This is a genomic window from Streptomyces sp. NPDC005004, from assembly GCF_053600675.1.
Genome location: NZ_JBSGAH010000001.1, coordinates 142,705 through 159,822 on the forward strand (window position 1 = coordinate 142,705; position 17,118 = coordinate 159,822).

A 17,118-nucleotide genomic window follows, 5' to 3' on the forward strand; every position below is an offset into this window, starting at 1 on the left:
TCACTCCTGCACCGGGGGACGGATCGACCCTCCAGGGTAGTCGCCGCGCTCCCGCACTCTTCGCTGGTGGTACCACACCGCGAGCAACGGCAGCGTCTCCGGATCGAGCCCGGGCTCCAGCGGCCCGATGTGCCGCTCGGCCGCAACGCACCGGGGATCGTCGCGGTGCGCCAGCGCGGCGACGGCGTCGATCCGGGTGCGCTGCCGCTCGTCCCGGCTCAGCACGACCAGCGCGTCCCCGACCTCGGGCTCCCGGCCCGGGTATCCCTCCAGCCAGGCGCACACCCGGCCGCGCACCTCCGGGTCGGGGTCACCCGCCAGGGTGAGCACGGTGGCCAGTGCCTCGGGGCGCAGCGGATGCCCGTCGGTGTCCAGCAGCATCGGCACCCAGCCCCGGATCCGCGGCTCCGGATGCCCGGCGTACGCCAGCCCCACCTGCTCGGGCTCCGGGCCACCTGCCCAGGTCAGCCCGTTGAGCAGCACCTCCAGGACGGCCGCGTCGGGCTCCCGCCGGGCCCAGGGCAGGAGCAGCGCGGCCCGCTCGGAGTACAGGACGTCCCCGCGCCTGATCTCCTCGATGACCTGGGAGAGCAGGACGTCGGCTGCGAAGAGACGGGCGACCGGATCGGGGTCGGTGCTCAGCCGGACGGCGGCGTCCCAGGTCTCGTCGGCCGGGCGGTGCCCGAGTTCGTACATCACCTCGGTCCACACGTCGTGCTCGCGGTCGGGGTGGGCCAGGGCACGGTCCTTCAGCTCGTCGAAGGGGGCGGGCCGCCGGAAGCGCCGTTCGAGGGCGGTGAGGACGGCGAGCCGCCCGTGCCGCCGGGCGCGGCTCAGCAGCTCCTCCCGGAGCGGCCCGGGAATGTGCACCGGCTCGGGCAGCACGTCCTCGACCAGCGCCGACGAGCCACTGTCCACGGCCCGCAGCAGCGCCTCCCGGACCTGCCCGGCATCCCCGTCTTCGCTGCTCATGCCTCACCTCTCCGGGGACCTTAGGGCAACACCCAACGCCTGGTCACCCTTTGTGATGACGTGATCGGGATCCGGCGGCTACCGTGGTGGGCAGGCAGCAGGATCCCCGTTCATAGGAGGAACCATGACCGCCGAGTCCGTCGAGCACCACGTCCAGTGGCCGGTGCCGCCGCAGGACGGCTACACCGTGGACGACCTGTTCACGCTGCCCGATCTCCCGCCGCACACCGAGCTGATCGACGGGAGCCTGATCTTCGTGAGCCCGCAGCGTCGTTTTCATTACCTTGCGATCGACCTGCTGTTCAGCGGGCTGCGCGCTGCTCTCCCCCCGGAGTTCAGCGTCGAACGGGAGATGGCCGTCGTCCTCGACGACCGCAACGGCCCTGAACCCGATGTATGTGTGGTCCGTGCCGACGCGGTGACCGGGCTGGATCAGACCCGATTTCAGGCTCGGGACGTCCTGCTCGCCGTGGAGGTCGTCTCCCCCGAGTCCGGTTCCCGCGACCGTACGACCAAACCGCAGAAGTACGCCGCCGCGGGTATCCCGATCTTCTGGCGTGTCGAGCAGGACGGACCCACCGGCAACCCCCTCGTCCATGCGTACGAGATCGACCCGCTCACCAAGTCCTACGTGCACATGGGCCTGCACCGGGACAACCTCAAGGTCGACAAGCCCTACCCAATCGGCATCGACCTGACCGCGATCGGACGGCGCTGACCGGATCAGACCACCAACGCCCCCGGCGCAGGACCGGACGCCACCCGTACCGTCCGGCACGTGCCGGAGACCCGCAGCGCCTCCGCGACCTTCGCCGCGGACTCCGCGTCCCGGGTCAGGAAGGCCGTCGTGGGGCCCGAGCCGGAGACCAGGGTGGCGAGGGCGCCCGCGTCGTGGCCCGCGGCCAGGGTGGCGGCGAGTTCCGGGTAGAGGGAAAGCGCTGCGGGCTGGAGGTCGTTCGAGAGGGTGGCCGCCAGGGCGTCCGGGTCGCCCTTGGCCAGGGCGTCCAGGAGGTCCGGGGAGGCGACCGGTTCGGGGATCTCGCGCCCCTCGGCAAGCCGGTCGAACTCGCGGAAGACCGCCGGGGTGGACAGACCGCGCTCCGCCATCGCGAAGACCCAGTGGAAGGCGCCGCCGATGTCGAGCGGGGTGAGGCGTTCGCCGCGGCCGAGACCGAGGGCGGCGCCGCCGACCAGGCTGAAGGGCACGTCGCTGCCCAGCTCGGCGCAGATGTCGAGGAGTTCCGGCAGGGACGCCCCCGTACGCCACAGCGCGTCGCAGGCGACCAGCGCGCCCGCGCCGTCAGCGCTGCCGCCCGCCATGCCCCCGGCGACCGGGATGTCCTTGGCGATGTGGATGTGGACGGCCGGTTCGATGCCCCGGCGCCCGGCGAGGGCGATCGCGGCACGCGCGGCCAGGTTGGTGCGGTCCAGCGGGACCGACGCGGCGTCCGGGCCCTCGCAGGTGATCCGCAGCTCGTCGGCGGGGGTCACGGTGACCTCGTCGTAGAGGCCGACCGCGAGGAAGACGTTGGCGAGGTCGTGGAAGCCGTCGGGGCGCGCGGCGCCGACCGCGAGCTGGACGTTGACCTTGGCCGGTACCCGTACGGTGACGCTCACGCGCCCGCCCCCTTGTGCTCCGCGATCCGCGCGAACTCCTCGACCGTCAGCGACTCGCCGCGCGCCTGCGGGGAGACCCCGGCCGCGACGAGAGCCGCCTCGGCGGCGGCGGCCGAACCGGCCCAGCCCGCGAGCGCGGCGCGCAGGGTCTTGCGGCGCTGTGCGAAGGCCGCGTCCACGACCGCGAAGACCTGCTTCTTGGTGGCGGTGGTCTTGATCGGCTCGGTCCGCCGGACCAGCGAGACGAGCCCGCTGTCGACGTTCGGCGCGGGCCAGAAGACGTTGCGCCCGATGGCACCGGCCCGCTTGACCTCGGCGTACCAGTTGGCCTTCACCGAGGGCACGCCGTACACCTTGGAGCCGGGCGCGGCGGCGAGCCGGTCGGCGACCTCGGACTGGACCATCACCAGGGTGCGCTCGATGCTCGGGAAGGTGTCGAGCATGTGCAGCAGCACGGGAACGGCGACGTTGTAGGGCAGGTTCGCGACCAGCGCGGTGGGCGGCGGCCCCGGCAGCTCCTCGACGAGCATCGCGTCGGAGTGGACCAGCGCGAACCGGCCGGCGCGCTCGGGCATCCGGGCGGTGATGGTCGCGGGCAGCGCGGCGGCGAGCACGTCGTCGATCTCGACGGCGGTGACCCGGTCGGCGGCCTCCAGCAGGGCGAGGGTGAGGGAGCCGAGACCGGGCCCCACCTCGACCACCACGTCGTCGTCGCGCACGCCGGCGGTGCGGACGATGCGGCGGACCGTGTTGGCGTCGATCACGAAGTTCTGACCGCGCTGCTTGGTGGGCCGGACGCCGAGCACGGCCGCCAGTTCGCGGATGTCGGCGGGTCCGAGCAGGGCGTCGGGGGTGGGGCTACTCACGGAACAAGGGTACGGGGCGGCGGGGCGCCTCCCGCGCGGCGGACGGTACGACGACGCCGTACGGCGTCGCGGGAGCGGCCGGTCCCCGCTCCGTACGGCCGCGCGGAGCGCCCGTTCAGCCGCGCAGCCGTCCCCCGCAGTGCGGCCAGGGACTGGCCCCCTGGCGCTGGTAGAGCTTCTTGGCACGGTAGGTCTGCTCCTCGGCCGGGGCGTCCTGGGGGCGGCCGTGGCCGCCGAGGCGGTGCCAGGTGGGGGCGTCGAACTGGTAGAGGCCGCCGTAGGTGCCGGAGGGGTCGACGGCGTCGGGGCGGCCGCCTGACTCGCAGACGGCGAGGGCGTGCCAGTCGAGGTGGTCGCCGCCGCTCGGGGAGGCGGGGCGCGGCCGGGTGCCGAACCGGACCTTCCCGCGGCGCGGCTCGCGCACCACCTCGGTGCCCTCCAGGCGCGGGCGCTGCCGTACGCCGTTGACGGTGCGCACCAGATAGGTGGACCGGCGCAGTCCGGGGCTGCCCTGGCGGTCGACGACCTCGGTGCCCTGGAAGAGGTCCGGGTCCTCGGTGCGCTCCACGGCGTACGCGATGGGTTCCTCGCGGACCTCGCGGGTGCCGGTCACGCGGAGCACGGTGACCGTCTGGCCGTCGCGCGGGAAGCTCGTGGCGGGGACGGAGGTGGTGTCCTCGCCGTGCAGCTCGATCCCGGCGTCGTCCAGCGCCTCCGCGACGGTGGCGGCGTTGGTGCGGACGGTGCGGCTGCGGCCGTCGGCGACGACGGTGACGGTGCGCTCGGTGCGGACGTCGAAGCGGAGACCGGCGCGCCCGATGGGCTGGGAGCGGGAGACGGAGAGGTAGGCGCCCTCGGCGCGCACCCCGAACTGCCTCAGCGCCTCCTCCACGGTGCCGGCGGTCGTCCACACCGTGCGCCGCTCGCCGTCGATGGTGAGCCGGAGGGGGCGGCCGTGCCGGACGGTGATCTCGTCGCCGTCGGTCAGCGGGGTGCCGGGGGCGGGGGCGACCACGTCGTGCCGGCCGAGGTGGACGCCCTCGTCCTGGAGCAGCCCGGACACGTCGTCGGCGAAGGTGTGCAGGGTGCGGTGGCCGCCGTCCACGGTCAGCTCGACGGACTTGTCCTCGGCGACGAACGCGCTGGTGCCGCCCGCGAGGAAGGCGACGACGAGGGCCTGCGGGAGGAGCCTGCGCACGGCGGAGTCGGGGCGCTCGCCGGACCAGGAGCCGGACCGGGCACGGGCCCTGGCCCTTCTGCGCGACGCGCGTCCGCCCGCCGCCGCCTCGCCGTACACGTCCCGCGCCGGTCTCGGCACCGGCAGCGCGGGCTCGGTGGCGAGGTACGCCTCGGCCTCGTAGGCGGGGCGGTAGGTGTCCCGGCCGCCGGGCAGGTCGTACGGCAGGGTGTCCGCGCTGTGCAGGGCGGTGCCGGGGTCGGGCACCATGGGCGCGACGGTCCCGTGGGTGCCGTGCGGACCCACGGGGCCGTACGTCTCGTACTGCGACTTGGTCACGCCGACACACGCTCCAGGAGGCCAGGGGTCCGGATCGGGCCCCCAGAACCTAGCGGAGCGGGCGTCACTCTCCAAAGCGACGCGACTACGGTCCGTCGCGTCTCGAACGGGCGCTCAGTAGCCGAAGGCGCGCGCCGTGTTCGCGGCCAGCGCGGTGGCGAGGGTGTCCTCGTCGGTGCCGCGTACGGCGGCCATGGCGCGCACGGTGACCGGGATCAGGTACGGCGCGTTCGGGCGGCCCCGGTACGGCGCCGGAGTCAGGAAGGGCGCGTCGGTCTCGACCAGGATCAGCTCCGCGGGGGCCACGGCGAGCGCGTCGCGCAGATTCTGGGCGTTCTTGAAGGTGACGTTGCCCGCGAAGGACATGTAGTAGCCCTCGCGGGCGCAGATCTCGGCCATGTCGGCGTCGCCGGAGTAGCAGTGGAAGACGGTGCGCTCGGGGGCGCCCTCCTCCTTCAGGACGCGCAGGACGTCGGCGTGGGCGTCGCGGTCGTGGATGACGAGGGCCTTGCCGTGCCGCTTGGCGATCTCGATGTGGGCGCGGAAGGAGCGCTCCTGGGCCTCCTTGCCCTCCGGGCCGGTGCGGAAGTAGTCGAGCCCGGTCTCGCCCACGCCCCTGACCTGCGCAAGCGCGGCGAGGCGGTCGATCTCGGCGAGGGCGTCGTCCAGCGCGGCGTCGCCGCCCGCGACCCGCGCGCCCTGGCGCGACCAGCCGTCGGGGTCGCCATGGACGATGCGCGGGGCCTCGTTCGGGTGAAGGGCGACGGCCGCGTGGACGTTGTCGTGCGCGGCGGCCGTCTCGGCGGCCCAGCGGGAGCCCGCGAGGTCGCAGCCGACCTGGACGACGGTCGTCACCCCCACGGACGCGGCCTTCGCCAGACCCTCCTCGACGGCGGTGGACTGCATGTCGAGGTGGGTGTGCGAGTCGGCCACGGGCACCGCCAGGGGTGCCGGGAGCGGCGGGGCCGCGTGCTTGTCGTCCTGGGCGGGACCGGCGTTCGAAGGCATGTGCCGATCCTACGGAAACCTGCCCTCAGCTCGCCCGGCGCTGGAAGGGATGCAGCAGGTCGGAGAGGTGCCAGTGGTGCGGCTCGGCCTCCGGGGGCGGCGCGGCGACCGGCCGTACGGCATGCGGACCGGGCTGGGCGCAGGCACGCACCGACGACACCTGGCCGGCGCGCATGATCCGCACCACGTGTCCGTCGCAGTTCTGGCACGCCGGACGGCTCAGCGGGGACGGCACGACCCGCCCCTCCGCCACGTACCGGACGCACTCGTGGCCCTCGGTGTCGGTGTGGTGGGCTATCTCGTACGACTGCTCCCAGCCGTGCCCGCAGCTCATGCAGGCGAAGGAATACGACTCGTGAACAACGGCGCCGGCCGTCGCCCGGAGGCCGACCGTTTCTGCGATCTCGCTCATGCCCGCTCCTCTTGTCCGCCGGAGGCGAGGGACGAGGTGGTCCCTTCGACCAGTGGACGCCGGACGGTGAGCGAGCGCATCCGTCCTGTCGAGTGTTGGACCCGTTTTGGCCCGCCCTTGCCGAAACGCCCCTCCTCGCGGGGTCAGCCCTTTGCCTGCCGCCCGCCGCTTTTGCCCGTGCTTGGGGCGCACCCCTGGCGCGACACCGGCGCGTGCCGGACGCGCCGGCCGGGCGACGGGGACTCGGTCACCGAGCCTGTGCGGACGCGGCGGTGCCGCTCGCCGGGCGGGGTGGTGGCACCTCCGGGCGGCAGGCCGGCCGACCGCACTCGGGCGGCAGCACACCTCGGATCAGCGCACCTTCGCGGTGCGTCCCGCCGGTGCGTACCCGCCGGGGGGGGCGTCCCGCCCGGCGGCCGCCCTCGGTGGGAAGCGCTACTCGGCGGACTTCTTCGACGCCACCACCGCGTCGAACACCACCCGCTTGGGCAGCCCCGCCTCGGCGGCGACCGCGGCGATCGCTTCCTTGCGGCGTTCGCCGGCCTCCTCGCGGACGCGGACGCGGCGGACGAGTTCGGTGGCGTCCAGGTCCTCGGGACCGGGTTCGGGGGCGCCCTCGACGACGACGGTGATCTCGCCGCGGACGCCGTCGGCGGCCCAGGCGGCGAGGTCGGCGAGACCCCCGCGCTTGACCTCCTCGTAGGTCTTGGTCAGCTCGCGGCAGACGGCGGCGCGGCGGTCGGGGCCGAAGACCTCGGACATCGCGGCGAGGGTGTCGTCCAGCCGGTGGGGAGCCTCGAAGTAGACGAGGGTGCGGCGCTCGTTCTCGACCTCGCGCAGGCGGGAGAGCCGTTCGCCCGCCTTGCGGGGCAGGAAGCCCTCGAAGCAGAAGCGGTCCACCGGCAGCCCGGACAGGGCGAGCGCGGTGAGGACGGCGGAGGGCCCGGGCACCGCGGTGACCTTGACGTCCTTCTCGACGGCCGCCGCGACCAGCCGGTACCCGGGGTCGGAGACCGACGGCATCCCCGCGTCCGTGACGAGCAGCACCCGCGCCCCGCCGAGCAGCTCCTCGACCAGTTCGGGGGTGCGCGCGGACTCGTTGCCCTCGAAGTACGACACGACGCGCCCGCGCGGCGTCACCCCCAGGGCCTGGGTGAGACGGCGCATCCGGCGCGTGTCCTCGGCGGCGATCACGTCGGCGCCCGCCAGCTCCTCGGCCAGCCGGGGCGGGGCGTCCGCGACGTCGCCGATGGGGGTACCTGCGAGGACAAGAGTTCCAGTCACGCCCCCATCCTCCCAGGGCCCCCGGGGCGGACGGAAAACGATCGCGTCCCAATCGGTACCGCACATGCGCGGGACTCCCACAGCACGTTTCCCTACCATGGCGCGGTGACCAGTACCGCGTCCTCCACGGACCTCCGGCAGGGCCAGGCGCCGCCCGACGACGAGCGGCCCTCCTGGCAGCGGCGGCTGCGCCGATTCGGCTACGCGCCCGCGGGAGGCGCGCCGGGAGGGGACGTGCGGGACCGCCTGGTGCCGCCGTACGCCGAGCCCTCGCCGCGCCTGTGGCAGGTGCTCGGCGCGCCCCCGCTGCTCGCGGACCGGATCACCCGCTGGTCGGCGTGGGGCGGCCCGCTGCTCGTCACCCTGCTGGCGGGCGTGCTGCGCTTCTGGAACCTGGGCAGCCCCCGGGCGGTGATATTCGACGAGACGTACTACGCCAAGGACGCGTGGGCCCTCGTCCACCGCGGCTTCGAGGTCAACTGGGACAAGAACGCCAACGACGCGGTCCTCCAGACGCACGGCCACCTCTCCATCCCGTTGGACGCGGCGTACGTCGTGCATCCCCCGGTCGGCAAGTACGTGATCGGTCTGGGCGAGCTGCTCTTCGGGTTCGACCCGTTCGGCTGGCGGTTCATGACCGCGCTGCTCGGCACGCTGAGCGTGCTGATGCTGTGCCGGATCGGGCGGCGGATGTTCCGCTCGACGTTCCTGGGCTGCCTGGCGGGCCTGCTGATGGCGCTCGACGGCCTGCACTTCGTGATGAGCCGGACCTCGCTGCTCGACGGCGTGCTGATGTTCTTCGTGCTGGCGGCGTTCGGCTGCCTGGTCATCGACCGGGACCGGACACGGAAGCGGCTCGCGGACGCGCTGCCCGCCGACGCGGACGGCCGCGTCCGCCCGGACGCGCGCACCGCCGACACCCTCTTCCTCGGCTTGCGCCCCTGGCGCTGGGCGGCCGCGGTGTTCCTCGGTCTCGCGTTCGGCACCAAGTGGAACGGCCTGTACATCCTGGCCGCGTTCGGTGTGATGACGGTGCTCTGGGACGTCGGCGCCCGCAAGGTCGCCGGTGCCCGCAGCCCGTACCTCTCGACCATCCCGGACGCCTGCCTCGCCCTCATCATGATCCCGGTGGCGATCGGCGTGTACGTGGCGTCCTGGATCGGCTGGATCCTGTCCCCCACGGACGGCACCGGCGGCTACTTCCGCGACTGGGCCGCGACCGCGGGCAAGGGCGGCTCCTGGACCTTCCTGCCGGACTGGCTGCGCAGCCTGTGGCACTACGAGCACGAGGTCTACGAGTTCCACGTCCACCTGTCGTCCCCGCACACCTACCAGTCCAACCCGTGGAGCTGGCTCGTGCTGGGCCGCCCGGTGTCGTACTTCTACGAGTCCCCCTCCCCCGGCACCGACGGCTGCCCGGCGGACACTGCAGGCAAGTGCGCCCGCGAGGTGCTGGCCATCGGCACCCCGGCGCTGTGGTGGGCGGGCTGCGCGGCACTGCTCTACGTCCTGTGGCGCTGGGCGTTCCGCCGCGACTGGCGCGCCGGTGCCATCGCCTGCGGTGTCGCGGCCGGGTATCTGCCCTGGTTCATGTACCAGGAGCGCACGATCTTCCTCTTCTACGCGGTCGTATTCGTGCCGTTCCTCTGTCTCGCGGTGGCGATGATGATCGGCGCGATCATCGGCCCGGCGAACTCCAGTGACACCCGCCGCGTGGTCGGCGCGACGGGAGCGGGCGTCCTGGTCCTGCTGATCGCCTGGAACTTCATCTACTTCTGGCCGCTGTTCACCGGCACCGCGATCCCGCTGGACCAGTGGCGGTCGCGGATGTGGCTGGACACCTGGGTGTAGCCGGGCGGACACCGCCATGGCTCGCCCGCCGCCGAAACCCGTTCCGTTCTCGCGGGAGACGCCGGGGAGGCGGGGAGGCAGTCGTGGTGCCACGCGTACGGCACGGCCCCGCACCTGCCGAAGGGCCGGCCCGGGAGGCGAACCTCCTGCGCCGGCCCTTCGCCCTGTGCCCTGTGCCCTGTGCCCTGGTGGGATGCGAGCCCGCGACACCTGTCGGCTGTGGATGTCAGGTGGGTCAGGGTTTCTCCGCGCCGGGCGCCGCTGTCACCACTCGTCGTGGTCGTTGATCACCAGGAAGCTGGCCACGACACCATCGTCACCGAACAGGCCGACGAGGTTGGTGCGGGGCACAGCGCCAGAGGTCTCGCCGTGGGGACCCACGACGGCGACCGGAGAACTGGCACAGTTGAAGCCTCGGAAGACCGCGACGGTCTGCCGGCTGTCGTTGAAGATGCTGAAGCTGCTGGAGCCGGCCGCGGTGATGCAGCCGTCGGCGGCGGCGGAGTACGAACGTTCGTTGAAGTAGATCCTTCCGTCTTCCTTGGGACCGTAGTCGCGTCCGCCCTCGTCGTGGCCCTCGTTCCGCTCACCGCTCGCGCTCCTGTCGCCCGAGGGAGCCGCGACCGGAGCAGCTCGGTGCACAGGCATGGGGTGTGCGGGTCGGACCACTCGGTGGACGGACGGGGAGGCCGGGGCGGATCCGGCGGTCGGGGCGTAGATGATGCCGGCGGCTGCAAGGGCGGTCGCGCCTATTCCGGTGCCCAGCACAGCATGAATACGCGGAGGCATGTCACTTCTCTCTGTCGGACGGACGTCGGCCGGGCAACCGACCTGCGGTGAACGTACCGACAGCTCCCATGACCGGCATGTCGGGCGTAACCCTGGTGTGATTCCGTGAGCCCAATCGGGTACCAGCGGTTCAGGAACTGTTGCGCCGCCACAGGTGCCGGGTCGTCCCCGTGCCGTACGAAAAGGTTCCACGCCAGGTCCGGATCTTTGCCGGCGAAAGCCTGCGTGATCGGAATGGAAGACCCGCGCGGTCACTGCGCACCTGGCGAAGAGGCTCGCCATCGACCGCCGCGCGACCCCTGCGACAGGCCCGTTCACGCGGGTTAGCCTGGGCGAGGGGTGTCCCGAACCATCGCCGACACAAGGGTGTGAGCAGGATGGCAACGGCTTCCGGCGAGCTCAGCAAGGACCCGACTCCGGATCGCGCCGAGGACAACGCCTATTTCCCCTCGCCGTATTCGCTGAGTCAATACACCTCACCGAAGACCGATTTCGCCGGCGTGAAGCACAAGGACGCCTATTCCGGCGACAAAAAGGTCCTGATGATCGCCTCGGCGGAACGTTACGTCCTGCTGCAGAACGGCAAGATGTTCTCCACGGGCAATCATCCCGTCGAGATGCTGCTGCCCGCGCACCATCTGATGGAGGCGGGCTTCGACGTCGACGTGGCCACCGTGGGCGGCTATCCGGCGAAGCTGGAGCTGTGGGCGATGCCGGAGGAGGACGAGGCCGTCACGTCCACCTATGAGGCGCTCAAGCCGAAGCTCAAGAAACCCCTGGACCTCGCGGACGTCGTCGCGAACGACCTCGGCGAGGACTCGCCGTACCTCGCCGTGTTCATCCCCGGCGGGCACGGGGCCGTGGTGGGGCTGCCGAGGAGCGAGGAGGTGACACGGACGCTGGACTGGGCCCTGGAGAACGACAAGCACGTCATCACCCTGTGCCACGGCCCCGCGGCGCTGCTGGCGGCCTCCCTGGGCAAGACGGAGTCGCCGTTCAAGGGCTATTCGGTCTGCGTCTTCCCCGACGCGCTCGACGAGGGACCCAACCTGGAGATCGGCTATCTGCCCGGACGCCTGGAGTGGCTGGTCGCGGGCCTGCTGCGCGAGCAGGGTCTGAACGTCCTCAACGACAAGATGACCGGCCAGGTCCACCAGGACCGCAGACTCCTCACCGGTGACAGCCCGCTCGCCGCCAACGCCCTCGGCCTGCTGGCGGCGGACGCCCTGGTGGAGGCGACACGGGACGAGGGGTGAGAGGCGGGACGGGACCAGGGCGGAGGAGGCGGCGCGGCACCCGTCCATACGCCAGGTTTCGCCACCCCCGCACGGCCCCCGCCTGCGGTTTCTCCATTCGCCATCCGAACGCGCCAGTCGAACACCCCGGCACCCGCCACCGGCAAACCGGGGCGAACCCCTCTCGGGCCGGGCACCGGACGCTTGAGCGAGGGGGGTCGGTTGGGGTTGTCTCTCTTCCCGGAGGCCCCAGGGGGAGAGCCTCCCGCACGGCCCCCGTGCCTTGAGGCCCGGCTCCGGAACGCACCCCGGAGCCGGGCCGGCGGCCGGGGGCCCCGGTGGGTCCGGCCGGTCCGACGTCGGCCGGACTCACCCCCGCGCGCCCCGGCGAGGACGCCGCCGCGCCACGACGGATGCTCGCTCGCCACGACACTCGGCCGCGCAACATCTCCATTCGGTCAACAATCGACAACTCTCGTCACGAGGGGCTCACGAACGCATACAGTTCCCTCGCACCGATTTTTGAACGCGTTCAGTACCTCGGGGCGCTTCGGTCGCACCACGGGGACACGGGGACACGGGGCTGGGGAGGGACGCGTCATGGGCGGGAAAGTCAAGGTAGCGGTCATCAGCGGGGTCTGCGTCGCGATGCTGGGCGGCGCGGGATACGGGATGTACAACGTCGCCTCGGCACTGGGCGGAGTCGGGGGCACCAGTGCGCCCGAGGTCAGGACCGGTCCGCCCGACAAGGACGAAGTGGCCGACACCAGCAGGGCGTTCTTCGCCGCCTGGACGAAGAACGAGCCCGCACGGGCGGCGACGTACACCAACTTCCCCGAGGACGCCCAGCGGTTGCTGTCGGCGTACGGCGACGACGCGCACATCACCGGTGTCCGCATCACCCCCGGCAGGGCCGACGGCACCACCGTGCCGTTCAAGGTGACGGCGAAGGTGTCGTACGGCGCGAAGTCCGAACCGATCGCGTACACCAGCAAGTTGACCGTGGTGCGCGGGATGACCTCGCACCGGCCGCTGGTCGACTGGGCGCCCTCGGTGGTCCACCCCCGGCTGGAGAAGGGGGACACGCTGGCCATCGAGGAGGCCGCCACCCCGCAGATCGAGGCCGTGGACCGGGACGGCAGGGTGCTGACGCGGGAGAAGTACCCCTCGCTCGGCCCGATCCTCGACGAACTCCGGCAGCGTTACGGAGACAAGGCGGGCGGCCGTGGCGGGGTGGAGCTGGTGATCCGTCACCAGGACGCGGCGGACGGGGAGACGGCAGCCGACACCACCTTGACGACCCTGGTGAAGGGGCGGACCGGCAAGCTCAGGACCACCCTCAGCGCGGGCGCGCAGGCGGCTGCCGAGTCGGCCGTCGCCGACTACACCAACTCCTCGGTCGTGGCGGTCAAACCGAGCACCGGCGAGATCCTGGCGGTCGCCAACCACCGCGACGACGGCTTCAACGCGGCCTTCCTCGGGGAGCTGGCACCCGGCTCCACCATGAAGATCGTCAGCGCCGCGACCCTCATCGACCACGGGCTGACCACGGCGAACGGCCCGGCTCCCTGCCCGCCCAACGCGGTCTGGCAGAGCCAGACCTTCACCAACCTCACCGGCCTGACGCCCGACGAGCACGCCACCCTCTCCGAGAGTTTCGCCCGCTCCTGCAACACGGCGTTCGTGAAGTTCGCGGACGACGTGCAGCCGGACTGGCTGACCGACGAGGCCGCGCGGCGCTTCGGGATCGGACGCGACGACTGGAAGATCGGCGTGCCGTCCTTCGACGGCCGGGTGCCCGCGCCGGGCGGCCCCGACACGGCGGCCGGGCTGATCGGCCAGGGCCAGGTGCAGATGAGCCCGCTGAACATGGCCTCGGTGACCGCGACCGCGATGACCGGGGTCTTCCGCCAGCCGGTGATCGTGCCGCTGAGCCTGGACGGCCGCAAGCCGGCCACCGCGCGGGGGCTGCCCGCCGCCACGTCGCGGCAGTTGCGCGAGATGATGAACCGCACCGCCCGCTCCGGCACCGCCGCGGGCGTGATGGGGCGGATGACCGGCGTCGTCGGCGCCAAGACCGGCTCCGCCGAGGTGGACAGCCAGACGAAGTCGAACAGTTGGTTCACCGGTTACCGCAACGACGTGGCCGCCGCGGCGGTCACCGAGGACGGCGGCCATGGCATCGACGCCTCCGGTCCGATTGTCGCAAGAGTGCTACGGAGCATGGGCTGAGCGCGGCCCCGCGCGCGGGGACTCTAGTGTGGTGCCGTCGTTGGGACGTGTGAGGGCTGCGGGGACCCTGGGGAGAGCGCGGAGGACTTGGAACTGTGGGCAAGAGAAGGCGTGCCGCCGAGCGGCCGAAGACCAGGCCCGCCGTACTCGGCGGGATGATCGCCGTGGTCGTCGGCGGCGCGGGCTTCGGCCTCTACGCGCTGTACGAGGGCGGCGCGTCGGCCGACGACCGGACCCTGTCGGACCACAAGGAGGTCAAGACGGGCCCGCCGAGCGCCATCGAGGTGAAGACGGCCGCCACCCGTTTCCTGACGGCCTGGCAGAAGAACGAACCGGCCAAGGCCGCCGCCGTCACCGACGACGCCCCCGCCGCCACCGCCCTGCTCACCGGCTACACCAAGGACGCCCACCTCAAGGACGTCACGCTCACCGCGGGCAGGCGGGCGGGCGCGAAGGTGCCGTTCAAGGTGAAGGCGACCGTCTCCTTCGAGGGCACCGACAAGCCGCTGGCGTACGCCAGTTCGCTGACCGTGGTGCGCCGCACGTCCGACGGCGCGGCGGTGGTGGACTGGCGGCCCTCCGTCGTCCACCCGGACCTGAAGGACGGCGACAAGCTCGTCACCGGCGAGTCCGGCACCCCGCCGATCAAGGCCCTGGACCGCGACGGCGGCGAGCTGACGGCGGCCAAGTACCCCTCTCTCGGCACGGTGCTGGACGGTCTGCGCGAGAAGTTCGGCAAGCAGGCGGGCGGCAAGGCGGGCGTGGAGCTGCGCGTGGTGCGCGGCAAGGCGTCCGGGAAGGCCGGGCTGTCCGACAAGACGCTGGTGGCGCTCAGCGCGGGCACCCCGGGCACGGTGAAGACCACGCTCAGCCCGACGCTCCAGGCGGCCGCCGAGAAGCAGGTGGACAAGCAGGAGAAGGCCGCCGTGGTCGCCCTGCGCGCCTCGACCGGTGAGATCCTCGCGGTCGCCAACAGCGGGCACGGCTTCAACACCGCGTTCCAGGGCTCGCTGGCCCCCGGCTCCACCATGAAGATCATCACCTCCTCGCTGCTGATCGAGAAGGGGCTGGCGTCGCCGGACAAGAAGCACCCGTGCCCGAAGACGTACTCGTACGGCGGCTGGAAGTTCCACAACGACGACGACTTCTCGATCAAGGGCGGCACCTTCAAGGCGAGCTTCGGCCGCTCCTGCAACACCGCCTTCATCAGCCAGGCGAAGAAGCTGAAGAACGACGACCTGACCAAGCAGGCGCAGCAGGTCTTCGGCCTCTCCATGAACAACTGGCAGATCGGCGTGCCCACGCTGGACGGCTCGGTGCCGGTGCAGTCGGGGGCGCCGATGGCGGCCTCGCTGATCGGACAGGGCGGGGTCCGGATGAACCCGCTCAACATGGCGTCGGTCGCGGCGACCGTGAAGACCGGCACCTTCCACCAGCCGTACCTGGTCGCGCCGTCGGTGGACCACCGCACCCTGGCGACCGCCTCGCGCACCCTGTCCGCGAAGACGCTGGCCGATCTGCGCGAGCTGATGCAGTTCACCGCGGCCTACGGAACCGCCGCCGAGGCGATGTCCGGGCTCGGCCCGGACTACGGCGCGAAGACGGGCTCGGCCGAGGTGGACAACCAGAAGAAGCCCAACGGCTGGTTCACCGCGTACAAGGGCGACATGGCCTCGGCGGGCGTCGTCCAGGCGGGCGGCCACGGCGGTGACACGGCGGGTCCGATCGTCGCGACCCTGCTGAAGCTCGGAAGCTGACCCGCGCGACTCACGTGAAGGACGGGCCCGTTCGCAGGTGGTTCAACTGCGGACGGGCTCGGCCGTGTAGGTGCGGCGCAGGAAACGCATGAGCGCCTTGACGTCGAACTGCACGACCTCGACGCCCTGCGGGGAGTGGAACTCGACGACCGCCTGGACCCGGCCGCACGGCCAGACCCGTACGTCCCCGTCGCCGCTCTCGGCGGGGGCGCGCAGCCCTTCCTCGAGCAGGGCGCGCGAGAAGGTCCATTCCTGAGGGCCTGGCAGGCCCACCCGGACGGACCAGGGGTCGGTGTCGGGGTCGTAGGTCAGCATCACGGGTACGGCACCGGGGTCGTCTGCGTCCGTGACGATGTGGGCGCGCGTGTACTGCTCGACTACGGACATCGGATCGCCCTCTCACGTGGGGTGACATCGCCGGTGCCGTCCAGCCACCTCGTCTCTAATGTCCCATATTTTCCGATTTTCGCCCCCGGAGCGCCGCGAGACCGGAAGCTGAGACCCCCTCTCTCTTGCAAAGGGTTCGCAACAAGCCTCTAAAATCGTCCTGTGCATGTACCTGACGGATTCATCGACGCCCCGACCTCCGCCGTCACCGGAGTGGTAGCCGCCGGCGCCCTCGCGGTGAGCCTGCGCGGTGCCCGCCGCGAGCTGGGCGAGGAACGCGCCGCACCGCTGGCCGGACTGGTCGCGGCGTTCATCTTCGCCGTACAGATGCTCAACTTCCCCGTGGCGGCCGGAACAAGCGGCCATCTGCTCGGCGGCGCGCTCGCCGCGATACTCGTCGGCCCCTGTACGGCCGTGCTCTGTGTGTCGGTCGTGCTGCTCATGCAGGGCGTGCTGTTCGCGGACGGCGGGCTGACCGCGCTCGGCGTGAACATCACCGACATGGCGCTCACGACCACCGTCGTCTCGTACGCCGTCTTCCGGGGGCTGCTCGCGCTGCTGCCGCGCACGCGGCGCTCGGTGACCGCCGCGTCCTTCGTCGCCGCGCTGGTCTCCGTCCCGGCCGCCGCCGTGGTCTTCACGCTGATCTACGCGATCGGCGGCACCACGAACGTGTCCCTCGGCAAGGTCGCCACCGCGATGATCGGCGTCCATGTGCTGATCGGCATCGGCGAGGCCGTGATCACCGCGCTCACCGTGGGAGCCGTCGTCGCCGTACGCCCCGACCTCGTCTACGGCGGGCGCGGGCTGCGGCAGCGGCTCCAACTGCGGGTCAACGGCGAGCTGGTGGACGCGCCCGCTCCCACGCCGGTGGCCGCGCGGACCTCCCGGCGCACCCTGTGGATCACCGGCCTGGTCACCTCGCTGGTCCTCGCCGGGTTCGTCAGCTTCTACGCCTCCGCGAACCCCGACGGCCTGGAGAAGGTCGCCCACGACCAGGGCATCGACCGCAAGGCGGAGCGGCACGCCTCGGCGGACTCCCCGCTCGCGGACTACGGCGTCAAGGACGTCTCCGACGCGCGCCTCTCCGGCGGACTCGCGGGCGTGATCGGCGTCGGCGTCACGGTGGTGGCGGGCAGCGCGGTGTTCTGGGCGGTGCGCAGGCGGCGCGCCGTGCCCGCGGAGGCATGAG

The 17,118-nt window shown here is 72.1% G+C and carries 15 protein-coding genes; 6 read left to right on the forward strand and 9 right to left on the reverse strand.

Annotation, left to right across the window (positions count from 1 at the left end):
- Nucleotides 1–972: a hypothetical protein gene (locus tag ACWEEU_RS00630; RefSeq protein WP_451726985.1), complete on the reverse strand. Its 972-nt coding sequence runs from the start codon at nucleotides 970–972 to the stop codon at nucleotides 1–3.
- 124 nt (nucleotides 973–1,096) lie between these two features.
- Between ACWEEU_RS00630 and ACWEEU_RS00635 the strand changes: the two genes are divergently transcribed.
- A complete protein-coding gene (locus ACWEEU_RS00635) occupies nucleotides 1,097–1,690 on the forward strand; it encodes a Uma2 family endonuclease (protein ID WP_385743196.1) in 594 nt (197 codons plus the stop codon).
- 5 nt (nucleotides 1,691–1,695) lie between these two features.
- Here ACWEEU_RS00635 and ACWEEU_RS00640 read toward each other — a convergent pair whose 3' ends face one another.
- The 6 genes from ACWEEU_RS00640 to rsmI all read right to left on the reverse strand — a co-directional run bounded on the left by ACWEEU_RS00640 (nucleotide 1,696) and on the right by rsmI (nucleotide 7,675).
- Nucleotides 1,696–2,589: a 4-(cytidine 5'-diphospho)-2-C-methyl-D-erythritol kinase gene (locus tag ACWEEU_RS00640; RefSeq protein ID WP_385743198.1), complete on the reverse strand. Its 894-nt coding sequence runs from the start codon at nucleotides 2,587–2,589 to the stop codon at nucleotides 1,696–1,698.
- Entirely contained in the window at nucleotides 2,586–3,455 is an 870-nt protein-coding gene (gene rsmA / locus ACWEEU_RS00645) for a 16S rRNA (adenine(1518)-N(6)/adenine(1519)-N(6))-dimethyltransferase RsmA (protein ID WP_385743200.1), read from the reverse strand. The genes ACWEEU_RS00640 and rsmA overlap by 4 nt, the downstream gene beginning before the upstream one ends.
- A 115-nt stretch (nucleotides 3,456–3,570) precedes the next feature.
- Nucleotides 3,571–4,971, reverse strand: a complete 1,401-nt coding sequence (locus tag ACWEEU_RS00650; RefSeq protein WP_451726990.1) for a ubiquitin-like domain-containing protein — start codon at nucleotides 4,969–4,971, stop codon at nucleotides 3,571–3,573.
- Nucleotides 4,972–5,085: 114 nt separating this feature from the next.
- Nucleotides 5,086–5,979, reverse strand: coding sequence for a TatD family hydrolase (locus ACWEEU_RS00655; protein ID WP_451726993.1), 894 nt, complete (start codon nucleotides 5,977–5,979; stop codon nucleotides 5,086–5,088).
- A gap of 25 nt (nucleotides 5,980–6,004) precedes the next feature.
- A complete protein-coding gene (locus ACWEEU_RS00660; RefSeq protein WP_385743206.1) occupies nucleotides 6,005–6,391 on the reverse strand; it encodes a hypothetical protein in 387 nt (128 codons plus the stop codon).
- Nucleotides 6,392–6,826: 435 nt separating this feature from the next.
- Entirely contained in the window at nucleotides 6,827–7,675 is an 849-nt protein-coding gene (rsmI, locus tag ACWEEU_RS00665) for a 16S rRNA (cytidine(1402)-2'-O)-methyltransferase (RefSeq protein WP_385743208.1), read from the reverse strand.
- 105 nt (nucleotides 7,676–7,780) lie between these two features.
- Between rsmI and ACWEEU_RS00670 the strand changes: the two genes are divergently transcribed.
- A complete protein-coding gene (locus ACWEEU_RS00670) occupies nucleotides 7,781–9,526 on the forward strand; it encodes a dolichyl-phosphate-mannose--protein mannosyltransferase (RefSeq protein ID WP_451726998.1) in 1,746 nt (581 codons plus the stop codon).
- Between the two features lie 264 nt (nucleotides 9,527–9,790).
- Here the strand turns inward: ACWEEU_RS00670 and ACWEEU_RS00675 are convergent, their stop codons facing one another.
- Nucleotides 9,791–10,174, reverse strand: a complete 384-nt coding sequence (locus tag ACWEEU_RS00675) for a hypothetical protein (RefSeq protein ID WP_385743212.1) — start codon at nucleotides 10,172–10,174, stop codon at nucleotides 9,791–9,793.
- Between the two features lie 518 nt (nucleotides 10,175–10,692).
- Here ACWEEU_RS00675 and hchA point away from each other — a divergent pair.
- The 3 genes from hchA to ACWEEU_RS00690 all read left to right on the forward strand — a co-directional run bounded on the left by hchA (nucleotide 10,693) and on the right by ACWEEU_RS00690 (nucleotide 15,539).
- Nucleotides 10,693–11,571, forward strand: a complete 879-nt coding sequence (gene hchA / locus ACWEEU_RS00680) for a glyoxalase III HchA (protein ID WP_385743214.1) — start codon at nucleotides 10,693–10,695, stop codon at nucleotides 11,569–11,571.
- A 579-nt stretch (nucleotides 11,572–12,150) separates the two neighbouring features.
- Nucleotides 12,151–13,782, forward strand: a complete 1,632-nt coding sequence (locus ACWEEU_RS00685; RefSeq protein WP_451727003.1) for a penicillin-binding transpeptidase domain-containing protein — start codon at nucleotides 12,151–12,153, stop codon at nucleotides 13,780–13,782.
- A gap of 95 nt (nucleotides 13,783–13,877) precedes the next feature.
- Nucleotides 13,878–15,539, forward strand: coding sequence for a penicillin-binding transpeptidase domain-containing protein (locus ACWEEU_RS00690; RefSeq protein WP_451727006.1), 1,662 nt, complete (start codon nucleotides 13,878–13,880; stop codon nucleotides 15,537–15,539).
- A gap of 42 nt (nucleotides 15,540–15,581) precedes the next feature.
- Here the strand turns inward: ACWEEU_RS00690 and ACWEEU_RS00695 are convergent, their stop codons facing one another.
- Entirely contained in the window at nucleotides 15,582–15,926 is a 345-nt protein-coding gene (locus tag ACWEEU_RS00695) for an SsgA family sporulation/cell division regulator (protein WP_385743220.1), read from the reverse strand.
- Between the two features lie 162 nt (nucleotides 15,927–16,088).
- On the opposite strand from ACWEEU_RS00695, the gene ACWEEU_RS00700 reads away from it, so the two are divergent.
- Nucleotides 16,089–17,117, forward strand: coding sequence for an energy-coupling factor ABC transporter permease (locus ACWEEU_RS00700; protein ID WP_451727009.1), 1,029 nt, complete (start codon nucleotides 16,089–16,091; stop codon nucleotides 17,115–17,117).
- The last annotated feature ends 1 nt before the right edge of the window (nucleotide 17,118 follow it).

Excerpts from the sequence above, each read along its gene's own strand:
- ACWEEU_RS00655 (WP_451726993.1), bottom strand. The coding sequence starts at position 5,979 with ATGCCTTCGAACGCCGGTCCCGCCCAGGACGACAAGCACGCGGCCCCG.
- hchA (WP_385743214.1), top strand. The coding sequence starts at position 10,693 with ATGGCAACGGCTTCCGGCGAGCTCAGCAAGGACCCGACTCCGGATCGC.
- ACWEEU_RS00685 (WP_451727003.1), top strand. The coding sequence starts at position 12,151 with ATGGGCGGGAAAGTCAAGGTAGCGGTCATCAGCGGGGTCTGCGTCGCG.
- ACWEEU_RS00695 (WP_385743220.1), bottom strand. The coding sequence starts at position 15,926 with ATGTCCGTAGTCGAGCAGTACACGCGCGCCCACATCGTCACGGACGCA.
- ACWEEU_RS00660 (WP_385743206.1), bottom strand. The coding sequence starts at position 6,391 with ATGAGCGAGATCGCAGAAACGGTCGGCCTCCGGGCGACGGCCGGCGCC.
- ACWEEU_RS00635 (WP_385743196.1), top strand. The coding sequence starts at position 1,097 with ATGACCGCCGAGTCCGTCGAGCACCACGTCCAGTGGCCGGTGCCGCCG.
- ACWEEU_RS00675 (WP_385743212.1), bottom strand. The coding sequence starts at position 10,174 with ATGCCTGTGCACCGAGCTGCTCCGGTCGCGGCTCCCTCGGGCGACAGG.
- ACWEEU_RS00630 (WP_451726985.1), bottom strand. The coding sequence starts at position 972 with ATGAGCAGCGAAGACGGGGATGCCGGGCAGGTCCGGGAGGCGCTGCTG.